The following is a 16,004-nucleotide window of genomic DNA, read 5'->3' as shown; positions in this document are numbered from 1 at the left end:
TCGCTGGCCTTTTGCGCGGCGATTCTCGCCGGTTGCGCCAGTCCGCCACCACCGCCGCCTCTTGCTCCGCCACCGCCTCCTCAAACCACTTGCCAGGCCATGGATAAAACCGATGTGCTCGGCGAACCTCGGGCAGAGAGCGGAGAGGTGACCCGAGTGACAACCACCACGCGCTGTGTGACTCAATAGCGATTTACAACGCGGCGCCTTGGTGTGCCATTTGCAGAGGCAGGTCCCGGGAGGTACCGGCCTGCCTCGTTGCAGTTAGACGCGTTTATTTCGATTAGATCTAACCGAACTGTCACATCTGACAGTTACCTCAACCCGTTTTTTTCTCGATAGTCGGACTTCCAGGCTTGCCCTCCGAACCCGATTATCGAGGCCCAATCATGAACAGCAAAATTCGCCAGGTTACGGTCCTCGGTCCAGTGTACATCTGCCATGGGGCTGAGAATGAACTGTGTCATGTCTTGAGCCTTGCGGGCGGAGACGATAGTCCCTGGGTCAACCATCAGGTCACCTGTCTCGAAATCGCCGGCGATCCAGCCCATGCAATTAGTCTGGAACCCGAGCTGGGCGAGTTTCAAACCCTGGCCCCGACCGGCGCTTCCTTCAAGTTGCATTGTCCCGCCACGGGTGAAGATCGCGATCTGGAGATGCGAGTGGCCAGTGAGTTCACGGCTCCTGCACTTGTAATCCCGTTGAAGCTGGGGCATTACCGCTGCGAGTTTGCAGACCTGCGGCCGCCCATCGGGGCGCCTATCGTCGGGCAAACAGTTACCGCAACCGTCCGACTGGTGTCCTTCTATACGCAGCAGCCTGCTAAAAACGTGGAGGTGGTGTGGACGTTCGACGGCAAGGACACCACTGTTGCGACAGATGCTGCGGGCGATAGCGAGTTCACTCAAACCGTCATGAATGAGGGCGAGCAGACAATTACGGTCAGCGTGCACAATCTCTACGACGATCAGCCGATTTCCACTGAGTTTCGCTTCACCGGCTACCTGGAAAGCCCGTGGCAACAGGCCAAATTGATCGTCAACGGTGCGCAGGCAGCGTTTGGCGACCCGGTGGCGCTGATACGCGGGCAGGCTAACGTGGTCAAGGTTCAAGCCACGGCGGACATTGCCAGGCAACTAACCCTCGAACTGGCCGAAGCAGGCGGGTTGACGGTTCAGGCCGTGCCGGCGTTCCAAACGCCGGTCGATCCACAGGGCGGCGAATTTACCTGGCAGGTGACACCGCAAGCCGGTGCCAGTGGCGTGGTGACCCTGGCGTTCGGCAGTGAACAGGTCGAGCGCCCGTGGGAACGGCGGTGTTGGGTAATGTCCGTCAATCTGGCAGATGAGGTGGACAAGGTCCTGGTGAACGGCGTCGAGTCGCCGCCAACCCAGGTCCTGTTCTACCGGAACGAAGCGCAGACGGTCACGCTGACCTACAAGGCCGGTAGCCCCTTGAACACGTTCCCGCTGAAGATGACCGGAACACCCCTGACGGGCGTACAGCCATCGAATCTGAGCGTGACCCCTGCGGGTGAAGCCAATGTTAACAGCTGGACCGTCAAGTCCCATACCAACAGTGGCACGTTTCAGCTGGAGTTGCTGGCGGCTGAAAGTATTACCGGTATCAAGCTCCCGGTTTGCAGTGTGATGGCGCGCTACCTGCGTGAAGAGGTGCAGGAGTTTCGGGTGGATGGTGTGGCTTACCCCGTCGAGGCCGTGTTCTTCAGGGGGACCCCAAGGACCATTACGCTGGTTTACAAGGAGCACAGCCCGCTAAGAGGTCGTGCGCTGGTGCTCAATGCCATTGCTCTTTCAGGGCTGCAACCGGGAGACCTGAAAACCAAGTTGGTATCGGCCGATCCCCATTCGTGGAAGGTGGAGGCATCCAACAGAAGCGGGACGTTCAAGTTGCAGTTGGCGGGAGAAGGGTTCACCCAGAACCTGGAAACGGCAGCGAGCAAAGTCCTGTCCAGTCATCTGGCAGACGAGATGGAGCTTAAATTGAACAAGTTGCCCGTGCCCGCAGATCCTTTCGTGGAGGCACGCAAGCCGTTTGAATTATCGTTGACACCAAAAAACGCCATGGCAGACATTCCGGTCAGTTTGAAATACATCAGTGGCAGTGGAATTGATAAAAGTAAATTTACCGTGACTCCACCTTTTGATGGAAATACGACGAGTTACGCTTGGGCCATCACAGCAAATATTGATACGGCTGCCACGTTCAAACTGGCGTTGCAATCCGCTATTGTCGGGATGGCAGGTCCAATAGAATTTTCCAGCAAAGTCTATGCAAATCCTCCCCAGATTTCATTCGCGGGCAAACTTGTCGCCACGGGTGACAACGTTCAGGGGGCGATGGGGGGGCGTCATGCCCTACTCGTGGATTCAACCGGCAGCGGTTACGAGAGGACCCGAGTGAAAGTGGAGCTGGTGGGGGATGGAGCGCTCGGAGAGATTATTCCTGCGACGTGGTTGACCATGGATCCGACGGCGAAATTTACCTTTGACGCTGTGCACACGAAGACGGGCTCGGCTCAACTGAAGTTTACTTTCGAAGACAGGCCTGAATCCCCTGTCGTCCTCAATATGTCGATTGCCAAGGAACTACCCGTATTTAACCGGATTGTTCCGGATCGAGTGAAGTTCATTGCTTTTGAATTGGGGTATTTTCATGTGTATGTTGAAGCCAAAAATCATCCGTCGGTAATGCTGACTAATATTTCAGTTCAAGCAGTCATTGTAGGGATTCCCATTACTATTGATGTAACGGATAGCGATGGTTTTGCTGAAATTCCCGTACAGCTTGGAGCTGGTGACTACATACTGAAAACTTTCTTGAAATCTTATGATGATGTCGCGCAGGAAACGACCGAGATACCCTTTACCGTGCACCAACAATAAACATACTCGACCAACATGCCGATACTGATTGTTCAAATACACTCGCATTTGATCTGCCTTCGACACGGCCATCGAAGACAGATCGGTGCATCCTAATCATTCATGGCAGCAATCAGGACAAGAATCCCCCATCCACATTCAACGAAACCCCAGTCGTATAACTGGACGCATCACTGGCCAGGTACAAAACGGCCCCCGCCATCTCACTCGGATCCGCCACGCGCTTCAATGGAATCTGCGCCAGCGCGGTATTGAGGATCGCCTCGTTCTTCACCAGTGCCGAAGCGAACTTGGTATCCGTCAGCCCCGGTAGCAGGGCGTTGCAACGGATGCCGAACTGCGCGCACTCTTTGGCGAAGACCTTGGTCATGTTGATCACGGCGGCCTTGGTCACCGAGTAGATGCCCTGGAACACGCCTGGCGACACACCGTTGATCGATGCGACGTTGATGATGCTGCCGCCGCCGTTTTCGCGCATCAACTTGCCGGCTTCCACCGACATGAAGAAGTAGCCGCGGATGTTGACGTCGACGGTTTTCTGGAAGGCGCTGAGGTCGGTGTCCAGGACGTTGCAGAACTGCGGGTTGGTCGCGGCGTTGTTGACCAGGATGTCGAGGCGGCCGAATTGCTCGCGAATGCCGGCGAAGACCTGGTTGATCTGTTCCATTTCACCGATGTGGCAAGCAACGGCGGTGGCCTTGCCACCGGCGGCGATGATGGCGTCGGCGACGTGCTGGCAGCCGTCGAGTTTGCGGCTGGAGACGATGACGTGAGCGCCTTGCTGGGCCAGCAGTTTGGCAATGGCTTCACCGATGCCACGGCTGGCGCCGGAGACGAATGCGATCTTGCCGTCGAGGTCGAACAAAGGGGTCTTGGACATGGGTGTTCCTTATTGTTGGGCCTGAGTGTCGTGTTTGGCTCAGAGGCTGGATTTCTCGATGACTTGCAGGCTCATCTGCTCCAGCAGTTTGTTCACTTGAATGAATGACGCGAAGCGTTTGTCCTGGGTCTGTCCATGGAAAAAGCGGTAGTAGATCTGCTGCACGATGCCGGCGAGGCGGAACAGGCCGTAGGTGTAGTAGAAATCGAAGTTGTCGATCTGGATGCCCGAGCGCTGGGCGTAGTAGTCGACGAATTCGCGACGGGTGAGCATGCCCGGTGCGTGGCTCGGCTGACGGCGCATCATCTGGAACGGTGCCGGGTCGTCGGCCTGGATCCAGTAGGCGAGGGTGTTGCCCAGGTCCATCAGCGGGTCGCCGAGGGTGGTCAGTTCCCAGTCGAGCACACCGATGATCTGCATCGTGTTGTTCGGGTCGAGGATCACGTTGTCGAAGCGGTAGTCGTTGTGCACGATGCTCGATGTCGGGTGGTCGGCCGGCATCTTGTCATTGAGCCAGGCCTTGACCGCTTCCCAATGCGGCGCGTCAGGGGTCAGCGCTTTTTCATAACGATCACTCCAACCCTTGATCTGCCGTGCTACATAGCCTTCGGGTTTGCCGAGGTCGCCCAGGCCGTAGGCGTTGTAGTCAACCTGATGCAACTCGACGAAGCGGTCGATGAAACTCTTGCACAGGGCTTCGGTTTTTGCAGAATCCAGGCCCAGCTCCGGCGGCAGTTCCGCGCGCAGGATGATGCCCTTGACCCGTTCCATCACGTAGAACTCGGCGCCGATCACCGATTCGTCGGTGCAGTGCACGTAAGCCTTGGGGCAATAAGGGAAACCGTCACGCAGTTGATTGAGGATCCGAAATTCTCGACCCATGTCGTGCGCGGACTTGGCCTTGTGGCCAAAGGGAGGGCGGCGCAGGACAAATTCCTGCTCCGGGTATTCGAGCAAGTAGGTGAGGTTCGACGCGCCGCCCGGAAACTGGCTGATCTGTGGCAAGCCGCTGAGCCCCGGAATGTGCGTCTTGAGGTAAGGATCGATCAGGCTGGCATCGAGCTCTTCGCCGGTACGGATGCGAGTGGACTTGTCAGTGAGCGTCATGCGTATCCCTATTGTGCTTGTTCTAGAGGCCTGAGGGCTGTGATCAATCTAATGCCCACACCCGGTCCCCACAACCGCGACGAGCCCTTATAGACAGGCGTGTTGCCGGACAATCATTGCTTTTGATACAACCGTTTGAATTGTCCTACAAAAACGCCTTGGTCTCGGATGTCGGCAGTTGGATCGGGGTGATGACCGGCAGACCGGAGAAGAACGCCGTCAGGTTGCGCCCGACCAGTTCGACCGTGCCTTGCGTGGCCTCGGGGGACAAACCCGCCACGTGGGGGGTGAGCACCACGTTGCTCAATACCTTGAGTGAGTCAGGCACCTGCGGCTCGTGGTCGAACACATCCAGCGCCGCGCCGGCAATGCGCCGCTGCTCCAGCGCACTGACCAGATCCACCGTCGACACCACGCTGGCGCGGGCTATGTTGATCAGGAAACCGTTGGGACCCAGGGCCTCCAGCACCGATTTGTTGATCAGGCCGCGAGTGCCGAGGCCGCCAGGGGTGGCCACCACCAGGAAATCCGAGGCACGGGCCAGTTCGGTGGGCGTTGAGCAGAAGGAGTAGGGCACATCGCTGCGGTGCTGGCGGTTATGGTAGCTGATGCTCATGTCGAAGCCATTGGCCGCCCGTTTGGCGATGGCCATGCCGACGGCGCCAAGGCCCAGGATGCCCATGCGCTTGTGGGCCAGCGATGGGCGCATGATTTTTGGCCACTCACCCCGGCGCACGGCAGCGTCGGCTCGGGGGATGTCGCGCACCAGCGACAACAGCATCGCCATGGCGTGGTCAGCCACCGACGAGGCATTGACCCCCGCACCGTTGGTGACGGTGATGCCCCGGTCGGCGGCGGCTTGCAGGTCGACGTGTTCGTAGCCTGCACCGATCACGCAAATGATCTTCAGCGCCGTCAGTAAAGCGATTTCATCGGCGTAAAGCCCCAGTGGTCCGCGAGTCAGCACCGCATCGATCCGTGCGCCGTGGGTGGCAATGGCTTCGGCGCGTTCGGCGGGGGTGGGGGCCAGAATCAGGTGGAAGCCCTGATGTTCGAGAATGGGCAGGTAATCGTTGATGGTTTCAACCAGGACCAAAACGGTTGCGGGCATGCTGGGCTCCTGTTGCGCGAATATTCCCTGAGATTGCTGGCGTGCAAGCGCGGTGGCAACGCACGCATTGTGCGGCGCTGCCAGATGATCATAGCGGAACGGCAGAGGGTGGTTATGACGTTGTCAAAAAGCTTTGTGCGGCCTGCAGGATTTCATCCGACAGTTCATCGCCACGGGTGGCCCGGGCCAGGGTCAACGCACCGACCATCAGCGCATATTGCACCAGCGCCTGCTGCCGATCGCGCTTGGGGTCACCGCTGTCCATCAGCGGTGCAAAGGTGTCGAGCACCGAGTCGATGCCTTTGACGAAGGTCTGGCGTAGAGCGCTGTCGGTCGCTTCGTGGCACATATCGCCGACAAACGCTGCCACAGGGCAGCTTTCCCCCGGATTGTCGCGACTGGTCGCCGACAGGTAGGGCTCGATCACCGCCTGGCGAGCGGCATTTTTGTCCTGGTGGGCGTTCATCCGCTCCAGCCAGCGTTCGCCGGACTCCTTGAAGGCGCGGCCAAAGGCTTCCCGGGCCAACGCCTCTCTCGATTCGAATTGCCCATAAAAGCCGCCATGGGTCAGCCCCGCTGCACCCATGAGATCGACGACGCTGATGCCGTGCAGGCCTCGTTCGCGGAACAGCCGCGTGGCGGCCTCGACGACGATTTCGCGGTTGAGTTCGGCTTGCTTGCGGGAAACACGGGGCATTGGCGGCTCACAAAGATCAATGTGGGTTCAGAGGGCGTACTGGGCGATTCCGTTACCGAAGGACCAGTTTTCTTTTTTCACTTCCACCAGATTAATGAAAATGTCCTCAAGGCGCACGGCCAGCTCTGCGTGGAGGCTCTCGGCGATGGTTTTGTAGAGCCGTTTCTTCTGATCCACGGTACGACCTTCGCTCAGGGTGATTTGGATCACCACCAACTGATCGGTGCGATGGATCCCCAGATACTGCGGGTCGAAGATGAAATGCTGTTCGTCGTGTTCGTTGAGGATCTGGAAGTTATCATTCTCGGGCACACCAATGGACGTGTGCATGGCCGCATAGACCAATTGCCCGACACGCTTGGCGAAGGAGGGGTCCTGACGTTTTTTGATGTCGATGCGAACGAGTGGCATGAGCAGGCTCCAGAAGGGTGCAGGTACAGGCTAAAATACATGATGAAAGCACTTTATAGAATCGGTGAATGCTGACGTGCTCCCGCAAACGTTGGCGTACACGTGGCATTTCATCTGATCCGTAACGCCGTTGCTCAGCTAAGTCTTTGCTTCTGTTGATTAATCCCGGACAATCGCGCCCCTGTTTCGGCCAGGGCACTGCCTGTCGGGTTTTCCGACTCGTCCTGGCCGGGTAGCAACCGACCGGAATGCGGAGATCCCACCGGATGAATGATCAGGCCAATAGCGTCAGCGAACGCTATGCAGCGGCGAAACCTGTCAGCCTTGAAGGCTGGAATCGTCATGACACCACCTGGATGCTGGGCCTGTTTGGCACGGCCATCGGCGCCGGCACCCTGTTTTTGCCGATCAATGCGGGCCTCGGCGGCTTCTGGCCGCTGCTGGTCCTGGCGCTGCTGGCATTTCCCATGACGTTCTACGCCCATCGCGGACTCACCCGTTTTGTATTGTCCGGCCGCGAAGGCGCGGACATCACCGAAGTGGTGGAAGAACACTTTGGCATCAAGGCCGGTGCGCTGATCACGTTGCTGTACTTTTTTGCGATCTTCCCCATCCTGTTGATTTACAGCGTGGCGCTGACCAACACCGTGGGCAGTTTCCTTGAACACCAACTGCACATCACGCCACCCCCGCGCGCGGTGCTGTCGTTTGTGTTGATTCTCGGCCTGCTGGCGGTGGTGCGTTGCGGCGAACAGGCAATCGTCAAGGCCATGAGCCTGATGGTGTATCCGTTTATCGTGGCGCTGCTGTTTCTCGCGGTGTTCCTGGTTCCGCACTGGAACGGTGGCATCCTCACCACGGTCAGCACGGTGCCTGAGCCGTCGTCGCTGCTGCACACGTTGTGGCTGGCCATTCCGGTGATGGTGTTCTCGTTCAACCATTCGCCGATCATCTCGGCGTTCGCCGTGGACCAGAAACGTCGTTATGGCGAGCACGCCGAAGAGCGCAGTTCGCAGATACTGTCTCGCGCGCACCTGTTGATGGTGGTGATGGTGCTGTTCTTCGTCTTCAGCTGCGTGCTGACCCTGTCGCCCGCGCAGCTGGTCGAAGCCAAGGCGCAAAACCTGTCGATCCTGTCGTACCTGGCGAACCATTTCAGCAATCCGACCATCGCGTTTGCGGCGCCGTTGATTGCGTTCGTGGCGATTTCCAAGTCGTTCCTTGGCCACTACATCGGTGCCAGCGAAGGCCTCAAGGGCCTGATCGTCAAGAGCGGCAAACGCCCAGCGCCCAAAACCCTGGACCGCATGACCGCCGCTTTCATGCTGGTGGTGTGCTGGATCGTCGCGACGCTGAACCCGAGCATCCTGGGCATGATTGAAACCCTGGGTGGGCCGGTGATTGCAGCCATCCTGTTTCTGATGCCGATGTACGCGATCCGCAAGGTTCCGGCCATGGCCCCTTACCGCGGCCAGGCATCGAACGTGTTTGTGGTGGCTGTCGGGCTCGTGGCGATCACGGCATTGATCTACTCCCTCAGCGCCTGATTGCCTTCGATTGATCCTGAAGGGAGCGGCCTCGCTCCCATCAGGATCTGAAGCAGCGATTGAGTCGCGATGGCGGGACCATGACGCGGTCTATCGTCCGGGCACCCGCCACAGATACCACGCTGCCACCGTGCGATAGGGCTGCCACGCCAAGCCTATCGTCATGATCTGCTTGCGCGTTGGCTGCACCTCCCATCCTTTCAACCGCCGATACCCCTCACGCACGCCGAAGTCGTCGGCGGGCAGGATATCCATGCGTTCCAGGCTGTAGATCAGCAGCATCTCGACCGTCCAGCGCCCGACGCCGCGCAGACGGGTCAGCCTTTCGATCAGCGCTTCATCGTCCATGCCCAGGGCGGTCGCATAGTCCGGCACCACTGCGTCAAGCGTTGCCTGGGCGATGCCCTGAATGGTTGCGATCTTGTTGGCGGAAAAGCCACACGCGCGCAGGTCATCGAACTGGGTGGCCAGAATCTGCTCTGGCCGTGGGAAGCTTTGGGCCTCGAACAAACCTCGGAGCCGCCCGATAATCGCATCCCCGGCGCGGGCGTGCAGTTGTTGATAGGCAATCGCCCGCACCAATGATTCGTAGGGATCACGGGCGGGGTGCGGTTGGTGCAGGCAGGGGCCGATGGCCGCGATATGGCGCGCCCAGTCGGGGTCGAGGGTGGCGAGCCATTCGCTCGCCGGCTGATAGGGATCGGGCAGGGTGCTCAGACGTGGTTTCCTTGCATAGGCTTTAAAACGCCAGTTGTTGCGTGACTTGCACGGCTGCATTTTCCAGCCGCAGCAGAAACGCCTTGCGGGGCTGCCCACCACCATAACCGGTCAAGGAGCCATCCGCGCCAATCACCCGGTGGCAAGGCACAACGATGGAAATGCGGTTATGCCCGTTGGCCAGGCCCACGGCACGGCTGGCACCAGGTTTGCCCAGCAGGGCAGCGATGGTGCCGTAGGTACTGGTCTGGCCAAAAGGGATTTTCCCAAGTTCTGCCCAGACTTGCCGGGAAAACTCGCTGCCGGGCATATGCAATGGCACCTTGAATTCGCTCATTTTCCCGTCGAAGTAGCGGGCCAGTTCATCCTCTATTTGCTGCAAATGCGCGTTGTGTCCAGGCGCTACCGCATAGCCATAGCGGTTTTGCAGGGCTTGCACTTCGCCGGTCAATGCCGGCCGGTCCAGGAACTCCAGCAGCACCAGCCCGCGCCGTTCGGCCATGGCGATCATCGGTCCCAGCGGTGTCGTCAGGCGGGTGAACAGCAAGGGTTCACTGTTGGCCGTACGGCCGGGAGTGATGTGGAAGGACTTCTGAAAGGCGTCCCGAAAGCCGCTGAGGGATTCATAACCCGAATCAAAGGCCGCACCGTCGATGGAATCTCCCTGTTTGATCCCGCCCAACGCCACGCCCAGGCGCCGGGTGCGCAGCCATGCATGAAACGTCATGCCCATGTGTTGCTTGAACCAACGTCGCAGCTTCAACGGCTCGATGCCCTCGGCCAACAAGTGTGCATCGGTCCAGCGCAGGTCGGGGGCGACGTCCACGGCCTTGAGCAGTGTTTTCACCCAGTCTGGCGCGATGGCGGCGGCATCCAGCGGTTTGCAGCGCAAACAGGCGCGGTAACCCGCGGACAGGCACTCATCGGCATGGGCGAAGAACTCGACGTTCTCCGGCTTTGGTTTGCGCGCCGTGCAACTGGGGCGGCAGAAAATGCCGGTGGTCTTGACCGCCGTGAAGAACACCCCTTCGTAGGTGGTGTCGCGCTCGAGCATGGCGCGAACCATTTCGGCGTGGGGTGGGAGCATCGCATTTTGTAGGTTCATGGGCTGAGCATACGGCCCACCGGGGCAGGTCACCACCGGAAAATCGACACGGAATTTTCTGGGCTGGACGTCACACGCATCCGCGTATTCCGCAAGGGAATACGCCCATGAAAATCATGCATTTCATTTATGGCAATGGATCTCGTAGCTTAGCGGCTTCATGCATATGGAGATGACCGCGGTGAACCATTCCCCCCTGCGCTTGTACGTTGATGCTCAATTCACCAGCCCTTATGCGATGTCCGCTTTTGTGGTGCTTCGCGAGAAGGGCATCGATTTTGAGCTGAGTACGCTGGACCTTGATGCCTGCGAAAATCAGTCCGCAGACTACGCCAACCTGTCGTTGACCCAGCGCGTGCCTACGCTGGAGCAGGGCGATTTTGCCTTGTCGGAATCCTCCGCCATCACCGAGTACCTGGAAGACGTTTACCCTCAGTTGCCGGTGTACCCGCAGGACGCGAAGCAGCGCGCGAAAGCCCGGCAAGTCCAGGCCTGGCTGCGCAGCGACCTGTTGCCGATTCGTCAGGAACGATCCACCCTGGTGGTGTTTTACGGCGAGCAATATGGCCCGCTTTCACCAGCCGCCGAGTCGGCCGCGCGCAAGTTGATCGGTGCAGCACAGGCGCTGCTGGCCGACGGTCGCCCATTCCTGTTCGGTCAATGGTCGATCGCCGACGTCGACCTGGCGGTGATGCTCAACCGATTGATCCTCAACGGTGATCGCGTGCCGCCGGCACTGGTTGAATATGCGCAACGGCAGTGGCAGCGGCCTGCGGTGCAGGAATGGGTCAACCTGCAGCGTCCGGCGTTGTGATCGACGGCGCGTCATGGACAGCACACTAATGGCGTATCGGGGGCTGCCGGTGTAGCGACAGCCTCTACACCACCCCCTTCATCTTCGAATACACCCAGGCCGCCATCAGCGCAACGGCGATCAAAATCAGCATGCCTTTGCTCTGGATCAGGTGCCAGGGTAGTCGCCCCACCTTCAGCTTGATCGCTCGTATACCACGGGCCCACAGTGAAGGCTTGCCGCCGCTCAGCGCCGCGTTGGTGAAATAAAGCGTGCCCAGGAAAACCACGACCGGGCTGACCCACTGCAACCACGTCACATGCTCGGACCAGAGGAATGCGAGGCCGGCGGGTACGACGCAGGGGATTATGTGGCGCAGCAGCAGAAGACCGGCACCTTGCCGGTACATCCGAGACGGGAGTAACCATCGACTGAGCCGCACATCCACATGGCCTGCAAATACAGCCCCGGTGTGCCACACCTGATAGACCTTGTTGCCAATCCACAACAGCGCCGGGACGAACAACGGCATCAGCAGCAAGGCACCCAGACCGTTTCCTTTCCGGGGGCCGGCGAGCAGCGAAACGATGAGCAAAACCGACAGGCTGAACCAAAGGAAAAGCGAGGCCCCACTGTAACTGGTAGCGGGCAGCCAATCGCGCCAGTTGTCGAGTGGCTTGAGGCCAAGGCGCTCAGGCAACTCGGGGTATTGGTATTCGATGGTTTCCGCCAACTGGGAAAAGCGCTGCCAGTCGAGCGCGGTGAAGGCATCAGCCATGCCCCGGCGCTGCTCGTCGCTCATGGGCCCGAGCAGCAAGGCAGCAGCCTGTCCATGGACCTTGTCGGCCTCGTATTTGCCGAGGTCGGCGCGCACGGTTTGTTCCATGGCCTGGATTTCGCAGCGCCGGATCAGGCGATCCCAACGCCAGTACTCGCACGGCAGGTTACCTTGGTTTTCATCCCAACCCATCGCCTGGCACACGCCTTCGAAGAAACCAGGGGACCAATCGGGTGCGTCTTCCAGCCACTCCAGTACCCACTGTTCGAACTGCTGGCGGCGCTCAAAAGGGAGTAGCCATTCACTGGCCAGCCAGTGGCGCAACGCGTCGACCACCTGGCGCTCCTTGCCGTCGGTCAGCCATTGCTGCATGCGCTCCAGGGAAGGTTCTGGAGGATTGATGGTGATCGTCGACTCGACGTGCCCAAGGGTGGGGGCCGGCGTGGCGTGTTCCGGGATCGGCACGGCCAAAGGAGCAACCATGACGTCCTCGTCATGCTCCTCGTCAGCGTCCGCACGCCAGCGAGCCTCGGCCAACGACGTTTCATAGGCTTCACGCAGGCGCTGGAACGCTTCAGGGTCATCGTCCGGGCGGCAGGTTTTAAGCAGCCGGGCGTACGCACGCTTGATGCTGCGTTCGTCCGCGTCCGGGGTCAAATCGAGCAACTGCCAATGGCTCATGACGGCTCAGATCTCCCGCTCGAAGTGCGCCAGGCGCTGGGTGATGTCGCTGCGTGCTTCGCGGATCTGACGTTCGTCCTGGGTGTCGAGCGTCCGCTGGAAATAGTTCGCCAGCTGCGCAATGTGCTCGCGGCCATCGCCCAGGCTTTCCTGATACAGACGGTCGAGTCGAGCCAGCAACAGGGTATTGACCTGCTGGTCGCGGGGATGCACTTTCAGCGCTTCGAGGGCCGACAGGCGCTGGGCGATTTCATCGGGCGCCAGTACACCGGGGTTGTTCTCTATCACCAGCTTGCGGGTTTCGCCGTTGATGGGCAGGTGGACCTGGGCTTCGAGCAAGCCGTTGTTGTCGTAGGTGAACCGTACGTCCAGGGCGACCTCACCGGCCTTGCGCGGTGGTACCGGGATTTCCAGTTCACCGAGGAAAATGTTGTGGCTGACCATGCGGCTTTCGCCCTGATAGATCCCCAGTGTGACCACTTTCTGGTTGTCGCTGAGGGTGTACACCGTGCGGGAACGGCTCACCGGCACGACGGTGTTGCGCTCGATGATCGGCAGGTAATGGCCGTTCTGGAAACCCGCACCTTGGCGCACTGACGTCTCGATGCCCAGGGTGTACGGGCAGACATCGGTCAGTACGACTTCTTCCAGTGATGCGTGGCGCGCCTGAAGTGCAGCCTGAATGGCCGCACCTTGTGCGACGACTTCATCCGGGTTGAGCTGCATGGCCGGAATGCGCCCGAACAGGGAGGCAACCAGCTTGCGCACCAGTGGCATGCGCGTTGTGCCGCCCACCAGCAGGATTTCGTCGAGGTCCGCGACCTTGATCCGGGCATCACGCAGCGCTCGTTCGATCGGCGCACGCAAACGGTCCAGCAACGGGCGGACAATCTCCGCCAGTTCGCCTTGGGTCAGTTCAATGCTCCACTCGCGGGATTGCTCGCGAAGGGTAAAGGCTGTGACCTGTGCCTGCCCCAGCGCATGGCGGACCTGCTGCGCTTCGCGTCGCAGGCGCTGGGCAATCGCGGGCTGGGTGGTGTCGGGCAGGTCGGCCGCACCGATTTTGTTAATGAAATGCTCCACCAGCAGGTCATCGAAATCTTCACCGCCGAGGAAGTTATCGCCGGCGCTGGCGCGAACTTCCATCACCCCTTCGAACAGTTCCAGGATGGACACGTCAAAGGTGCCGCCACCGAGGTCGAATACCAGGAAGGTGGCTTCGTTGCGCTGTTCCAAACCATAGGCCAGGGCCGCAGCAGTGGGTTCGTTGATCAATTTTTCAATTTTCAGCCCGGCCAATTCGCCGGCGATGCGTGTGGCCTTGCGCTGGGCGTCGCTGAAGTACGCCGGCACACTGATCACCGCTTCGTGAACAGGTTCACCCAAGGCGCGCTCGGCGTCTTCCTTGAGGCTGCGCAGTAGCATCGCCGAGAGTTCTTCCGCCCGATAGGCGCGCCCGCCAAGCCGCGTTTCACGGGCGCTGCCCATGTAGCGCTTGAACAGGGCGGAGGTCAGTTGCGGGTGAGTGTGCAACCGCTCACGAGCGATCTCGCCGGCCACCAGTTGGCCGTGGTCGTCGAGGCCCACGACGCTGGGGGTCAGGAAGTTGCCCAAGGCGTTTGGGAGAATCCGGGCGCGTTCGCCATCCCAGGTCGCCACGAGGCTGTTAGTGGTGCCCAGGTCGATGCCGATGATCACAGTTACTTTTCCTTCCTTGATGCGATCGGGCTGTTGGCTGGTCGGATCGCAGGTCAATCATGTGTGCCGGTGGTGCACAGACCCATGGCCGGGGTTATCGGCCATGGGGGCGGTGGCTTTAATCAGCGCACGACATCCAGCGCGGTGTAGGTGTAAACGCTTTTCGATTTATCCGACGTCGACTCCAGCGTCAGGACAACACCGAGGTCCTCGATAAAGGCGCTGGCGTTCTTGCTGGTGGTTTGGTCGCAATCCAGCGCGATGGCATCGCCGCTCAAGGAGGCAAACACCTGCCGGGCCGGGAAGCGCTTGCCGACGGTGCAGGACGACGACAGCTTCATCGGTTTGTCGGTGGGTTTGGCCGGCACGTTCTCCATGACCGAGCGCGTGCTCAGGGTCTGGCCCGGGGTCCAACTCGTTGGAAGGTTCACTTCAAGCTCGCGGGTGAGCAATACGCGGCCATCGCCGATCCCGTTCATTTTTGATTTCAACTGAATCCACCCGGCCTGTGTCAGGCGCTCAACGTGGAACGTGTCGCTGTAAATCTCGTTTTTCTTCAGCAAATTGCCGTCTGCGGTGTATTCAACCGTGACCGGGCGATCCTTGATCGGGTCGCCGGTCCGGGTGGCGAAGGTGACTTTGAGCGTCTTGAATTTCGGTTGCAGCAACGGCGAGTCGAGATGCTTGAGCACCTCTTGCGGCACGGTGACACTGCCAATGCTGGTCTCTGGGGCCGTTGCCGGGTAATCGGCCGGCGCGATGTCCGGCCGCAACTGGGCGAGCATCGGGCCGTCGACCGCGCCTTGCAGCGAGCAATTGACCCGCGTCTGAGTACCGGTCTTGCCTTGTGCTTCGACGATCAGCACGCGTTCCACGAGTTTGCCCGGTGCCGTGCTCGGCTGCGGCTTGATGAGTCGCCATTGATCACCCACCTTCAGCTCACTGCGCACATAGCTCGAACCCAGATTGATCAATTGCCCGGGCGAGTCCATCAGCGGTGCCAGTTTTTTCGCTACGTCGTCAACGCCGCCTTCGACGATGAAACCCCAGAAGTAGTACTGGCCGAGTTGGCCGAGATCGCTGCTTTCGTCTACATAAGACAATAACTTCAAGCCGGCAACGGTCGGCGCGCCACGCAGCGCGACGGTATTGTCGGGGCTGGCACCACGATTTTTCACGGCCATCCACGCCACGTCTTTTTCCCGCTTGAGCGGGGCAAATGCCTGCCAATCCTGGCTATGGCGGTCGAGGCTGGTGAAAAAACTGGCATCGCAACGCGTGAAAGCCTTGAGCGAATCGCTCAGCGTGGCGTCGTTGGCTTGGGCGGTCGAGGGCAGCAACAGGGCGAAAGCGATGAGCAGGGAAGGGGACGGCAACTTCATCGAGCGGGATGTCCTTATCAGCGGGCAGTGGCAGGTGGAGGCATATAGCCATTATCCAGAAAATCGGAAGTCAGCTCCAGTTGTTCGTGGGCCTGGACTCAACCGATTGTCCGACCACGATGTTGCACTGAAATGTTCGTCTAGAGTTGCCTTATCTCCACCGAATCCGGTTGAGGTCCCCCACGCACGGA

Annotated in this window: 13 protein-coding genes; 3 read left to right on the top strand and 10 right to left on the bottom strand. The window is 59.7% G+C overall.

Translation table 11 applies throughout. The annotated features are described in order from the left end of the window. The first annotated feature begins 389 nt into the window (after positions 1–389). Positions 390–2,906, top strand: coding sequence for a hypothetical protein (locus tag AB4N64_RS11645; protein WP_460125603.1), 2,517 nt, complete (start codon positions 390–392; stop codon positions 2,904–2,906). Positions 2,907–3,018: 112 nt separating this feature from the next. Here the strand turns inward: AB4N64_RS11645 and AB4N64_RS11640 are convergent, their stop codons facing one another. The 5 genes from AB4N64_RS11640 to AB4N64_RS11620 all read right to left on the bottom strand — a co-directional run bounded on the left by AB4N64_RS11640 (position 3,019) and on the right by AB4N64_RS11620 (position 7,112). Next, entirely contained in the window at positions 3,019–3,786 is a 768-nt protein-coding gene (locus AB4N64_RS11640) for an SDR family oxidoreductase (RefSeq protein ID WP_460125601.1), read from the bottom strand. Between the two features lie 39 nt (positions 3,787–3,825). Then, positions 3,826–4,893 carry a phosphotransferase family protein gene (locus AB4N64_RS11635; protein WP_460125599.1) on the bottom strand — a complete coding sequence of 356 codons (1,068 nt, stop codon included), beginning with the start codon at positions 4,891–4,893 and terminating at the stop codon, positions 3,826–3,828. A gap of 145 nt (positions 4,894–5,038) precedes the next feature. Next, positions 5,039–6,004 carry a 2-hydroxyacid dehydrogenase gene (locus AB4N64_RS11630; RefSeq protein ID WP_460125597.1) on the bottom strand — a complete coding sequence of 322 codons (966 nt, stop codon included), beginning with the start codon at positions 6,002–6,004 and terminating at the stop codon, positions 5,039–5,041. Positions 6,005–6,116: 112 nt separating this feature from the next. Next, complete coding sequence (locus AB4N64_RS11625; protein ID WP_460125595.1) at positions 6,117–6,701, bottom strand: TetR/AcrR family transcriptional regulator; 585 nt, start codon at positions 6,699–6,701, stop codon at positions 6,117–6,119. A 27-nt stretch (positions 6,702–6,728) separates the two neighbouring features. Continuing rightward, positions 6,729–7,112 (bottom strand): tautomerase family protein, encoded by a 384-nt coding sequence (locus AB4N64_RS11620; RefSeq protein WP_460125593.1) that lies wholly within the window; start codon positions 7,110–7,112, stop codon positions 6,729–6,731. A gap of 266 nt (positions 7,113–7,378) precedes the next feature. On the opposite strand from AB4N64_RS11620, the gene AB4N64_RS11615 reads away from it, so the two are divergent. After that, entirely contained in the window at positions 7,379–8,659 is a 1,281-nt protein-coding gene (locus AB4N64_RS11615) for an HAAAP family serine/threonine permease (protein ID WP_460125591.1), read from the top strand. A 90-nt stretch (positions 8,660–8,749) separates the two neighbouring features. Here AB4N64_RS11615 and AB4N64_RS11610 read toward each other — a convergent pair whose 3' ends face one another. After that, positions 8,750–9,367 carry a DNA-3-methyladenine glycosylase family protein gene (locus tag AB4N64_RS11610; protein ID WP_460126720.1) on the bottom strand — a complete coding sequence of 206 codons (618 nt, stop codon included), beginning with the start codon at positions 9,365–9,367 and terminating at the stop codon, positions 8,750–8,752. 31 nt (positions 9,368–9,398) lie between these two features. Further along, on the bottom strand, positions 9,399–10,481 hold the full coding sequence (locus tag AB4N64_RS11605; protein WP_460125589.1) for a bifunctional transcriptional activator/DNA repair enzyme AdaA: 1,083 nt from the start codon (positions 10,479–10,481) through the stop codon (positions 9,399–9,401). Between the two features lie 181 nt (positions 10,482–10,662). On the opposite strand from AB4N64_RS11605, the gene yfcF reads away from it, so the two are divergent. Beyond that, entirely contained in the window at positions 10,663–11,295 is a 633-nt protein-coding gene (gene yfcF / locus AB4N64_RS11600) for a glutathione transferase (protein WP_460125587.1), read from the top strand. 64 nt (positions 11,296–11,359) lie between these two features. On the opposite strand, the gene AB4N64_RS11595 is transcribed toward yfcF, so the two are convergent. From AB4N64_RS11595 to AB4N64_RS11585, 3 genes are all read right to left on the bottom strand, one after another. Beyond that, the gene (locus AB4N64_RS11595) at positions 11,360–12,733 is read right to left on the bottom strand and encodes a J domain-containing protein (protein WP_460125585.1); all 1,374 of its coding nucleotides are present in this window, start codon (positions 12,731–12,733) and stop codon (positions 11,360–11,362) included. A gap of 6 nt (positions 12,734–12,739) precedes the next feature. Then, positions 12,740–14,431, bottom strand: coding sequence for an Hsp70 family protein (locus tag AB4N64_RS11590; RefSeq protein WP_460125583.1), 1,692 nt, complete (start codon positions 14,429–14,431; stop codon positions 12,740–12,742). A 122-nt stretch (positions 14,432–14,553) separates the two neighbouring features. Continuing rightward, entirely contained in the window at positions 14,554–15,813 is a 1,260-nt protein-coding gene (locus tag AB4N64_RS11585) for a hypothetical protein (RefSeq protein ID WP_460125581.1), read from the bottom strand. Between the last annotated feature and the right edge of the window lie 191 nt (positions 15,814–16,004).

The organism is Pseudomonas sp. S2_C03 (assembly GCF_054668405.1).
This window is presented reverse-complemented; position numbering and strand designations above follow the sequence as displayed.

Coding starts and splice junctions, on each gene's coding strand:
- AB4N64_RS11585 (WP_460125581.1), bottom strand. CDS start 15,813: ATGAAGTTGCCGTCCCCTTCCCTGCTCATCGCTTTCGCCCTGTTGCTG.
- AB4N64_RS11635 (WP_460125599.1), bottom strand. CDS start 4,893: ATGACGCTCACTGACAAGTCCACTCGCATCCGTACCGGCGAAGAGCTC.
- AB4N64_RS11645 (WP_460125603.1), top strand. CDS start 390: ATGAACAGCAAAATTCGCCAGGTTACGGTCCTCGGTCCAGTGTACATC.
- AB4N64_RS11625 (WP_460125595.1), bottom strand. CDS start 6,701: ATGCCCCGTGTTTCCCGCAAGCAAGCCGAACTCAACCGCGAAATCGTC.
- AB4N64_RS11595 (WP_460125585.1), bottom strand. CDS start 12,733: ATGAGCCATTGGCAGTTGCTCGATTTGACCCCGGACGCGGACGAACGC.
- AB4N64_RS11630 (WP_460125597.1), bottom strand. CDS start 6,004: ATGCCCGCAACCGTTTTGGTCCTGGTTGAAACCATCAACGATTACCTG.
- AB4N64_RS11615 (WP_460125591.1), top strand. CDS start 7,379: ATGAATGATCAGGCCAATAGCGTCAGCGAACGCTATGCAGCGGCGAAA.
- AB4N64_RS11605 (WP_460125589.1), bottom strand. CDS start 10,481: ATGAACCTACAAAATGCGATGCTCCCACCCCACGCCGAAATGGTTCGC.
- AB4N64_RS11640 (WP_460125601.1), bottom strand. CDS start 3,786: ATGTCCAAGACCCCTTTGTTCGACCTCGACGGCAAGATCGCATTCGTC.
- AB4N64_RS11620 (WP_460125593.1), bottom strand. CDS start 7,112: ATGCCACTCGTTCGCATCGACATCAAAAAACGTCAGGACCCCTCCTTC.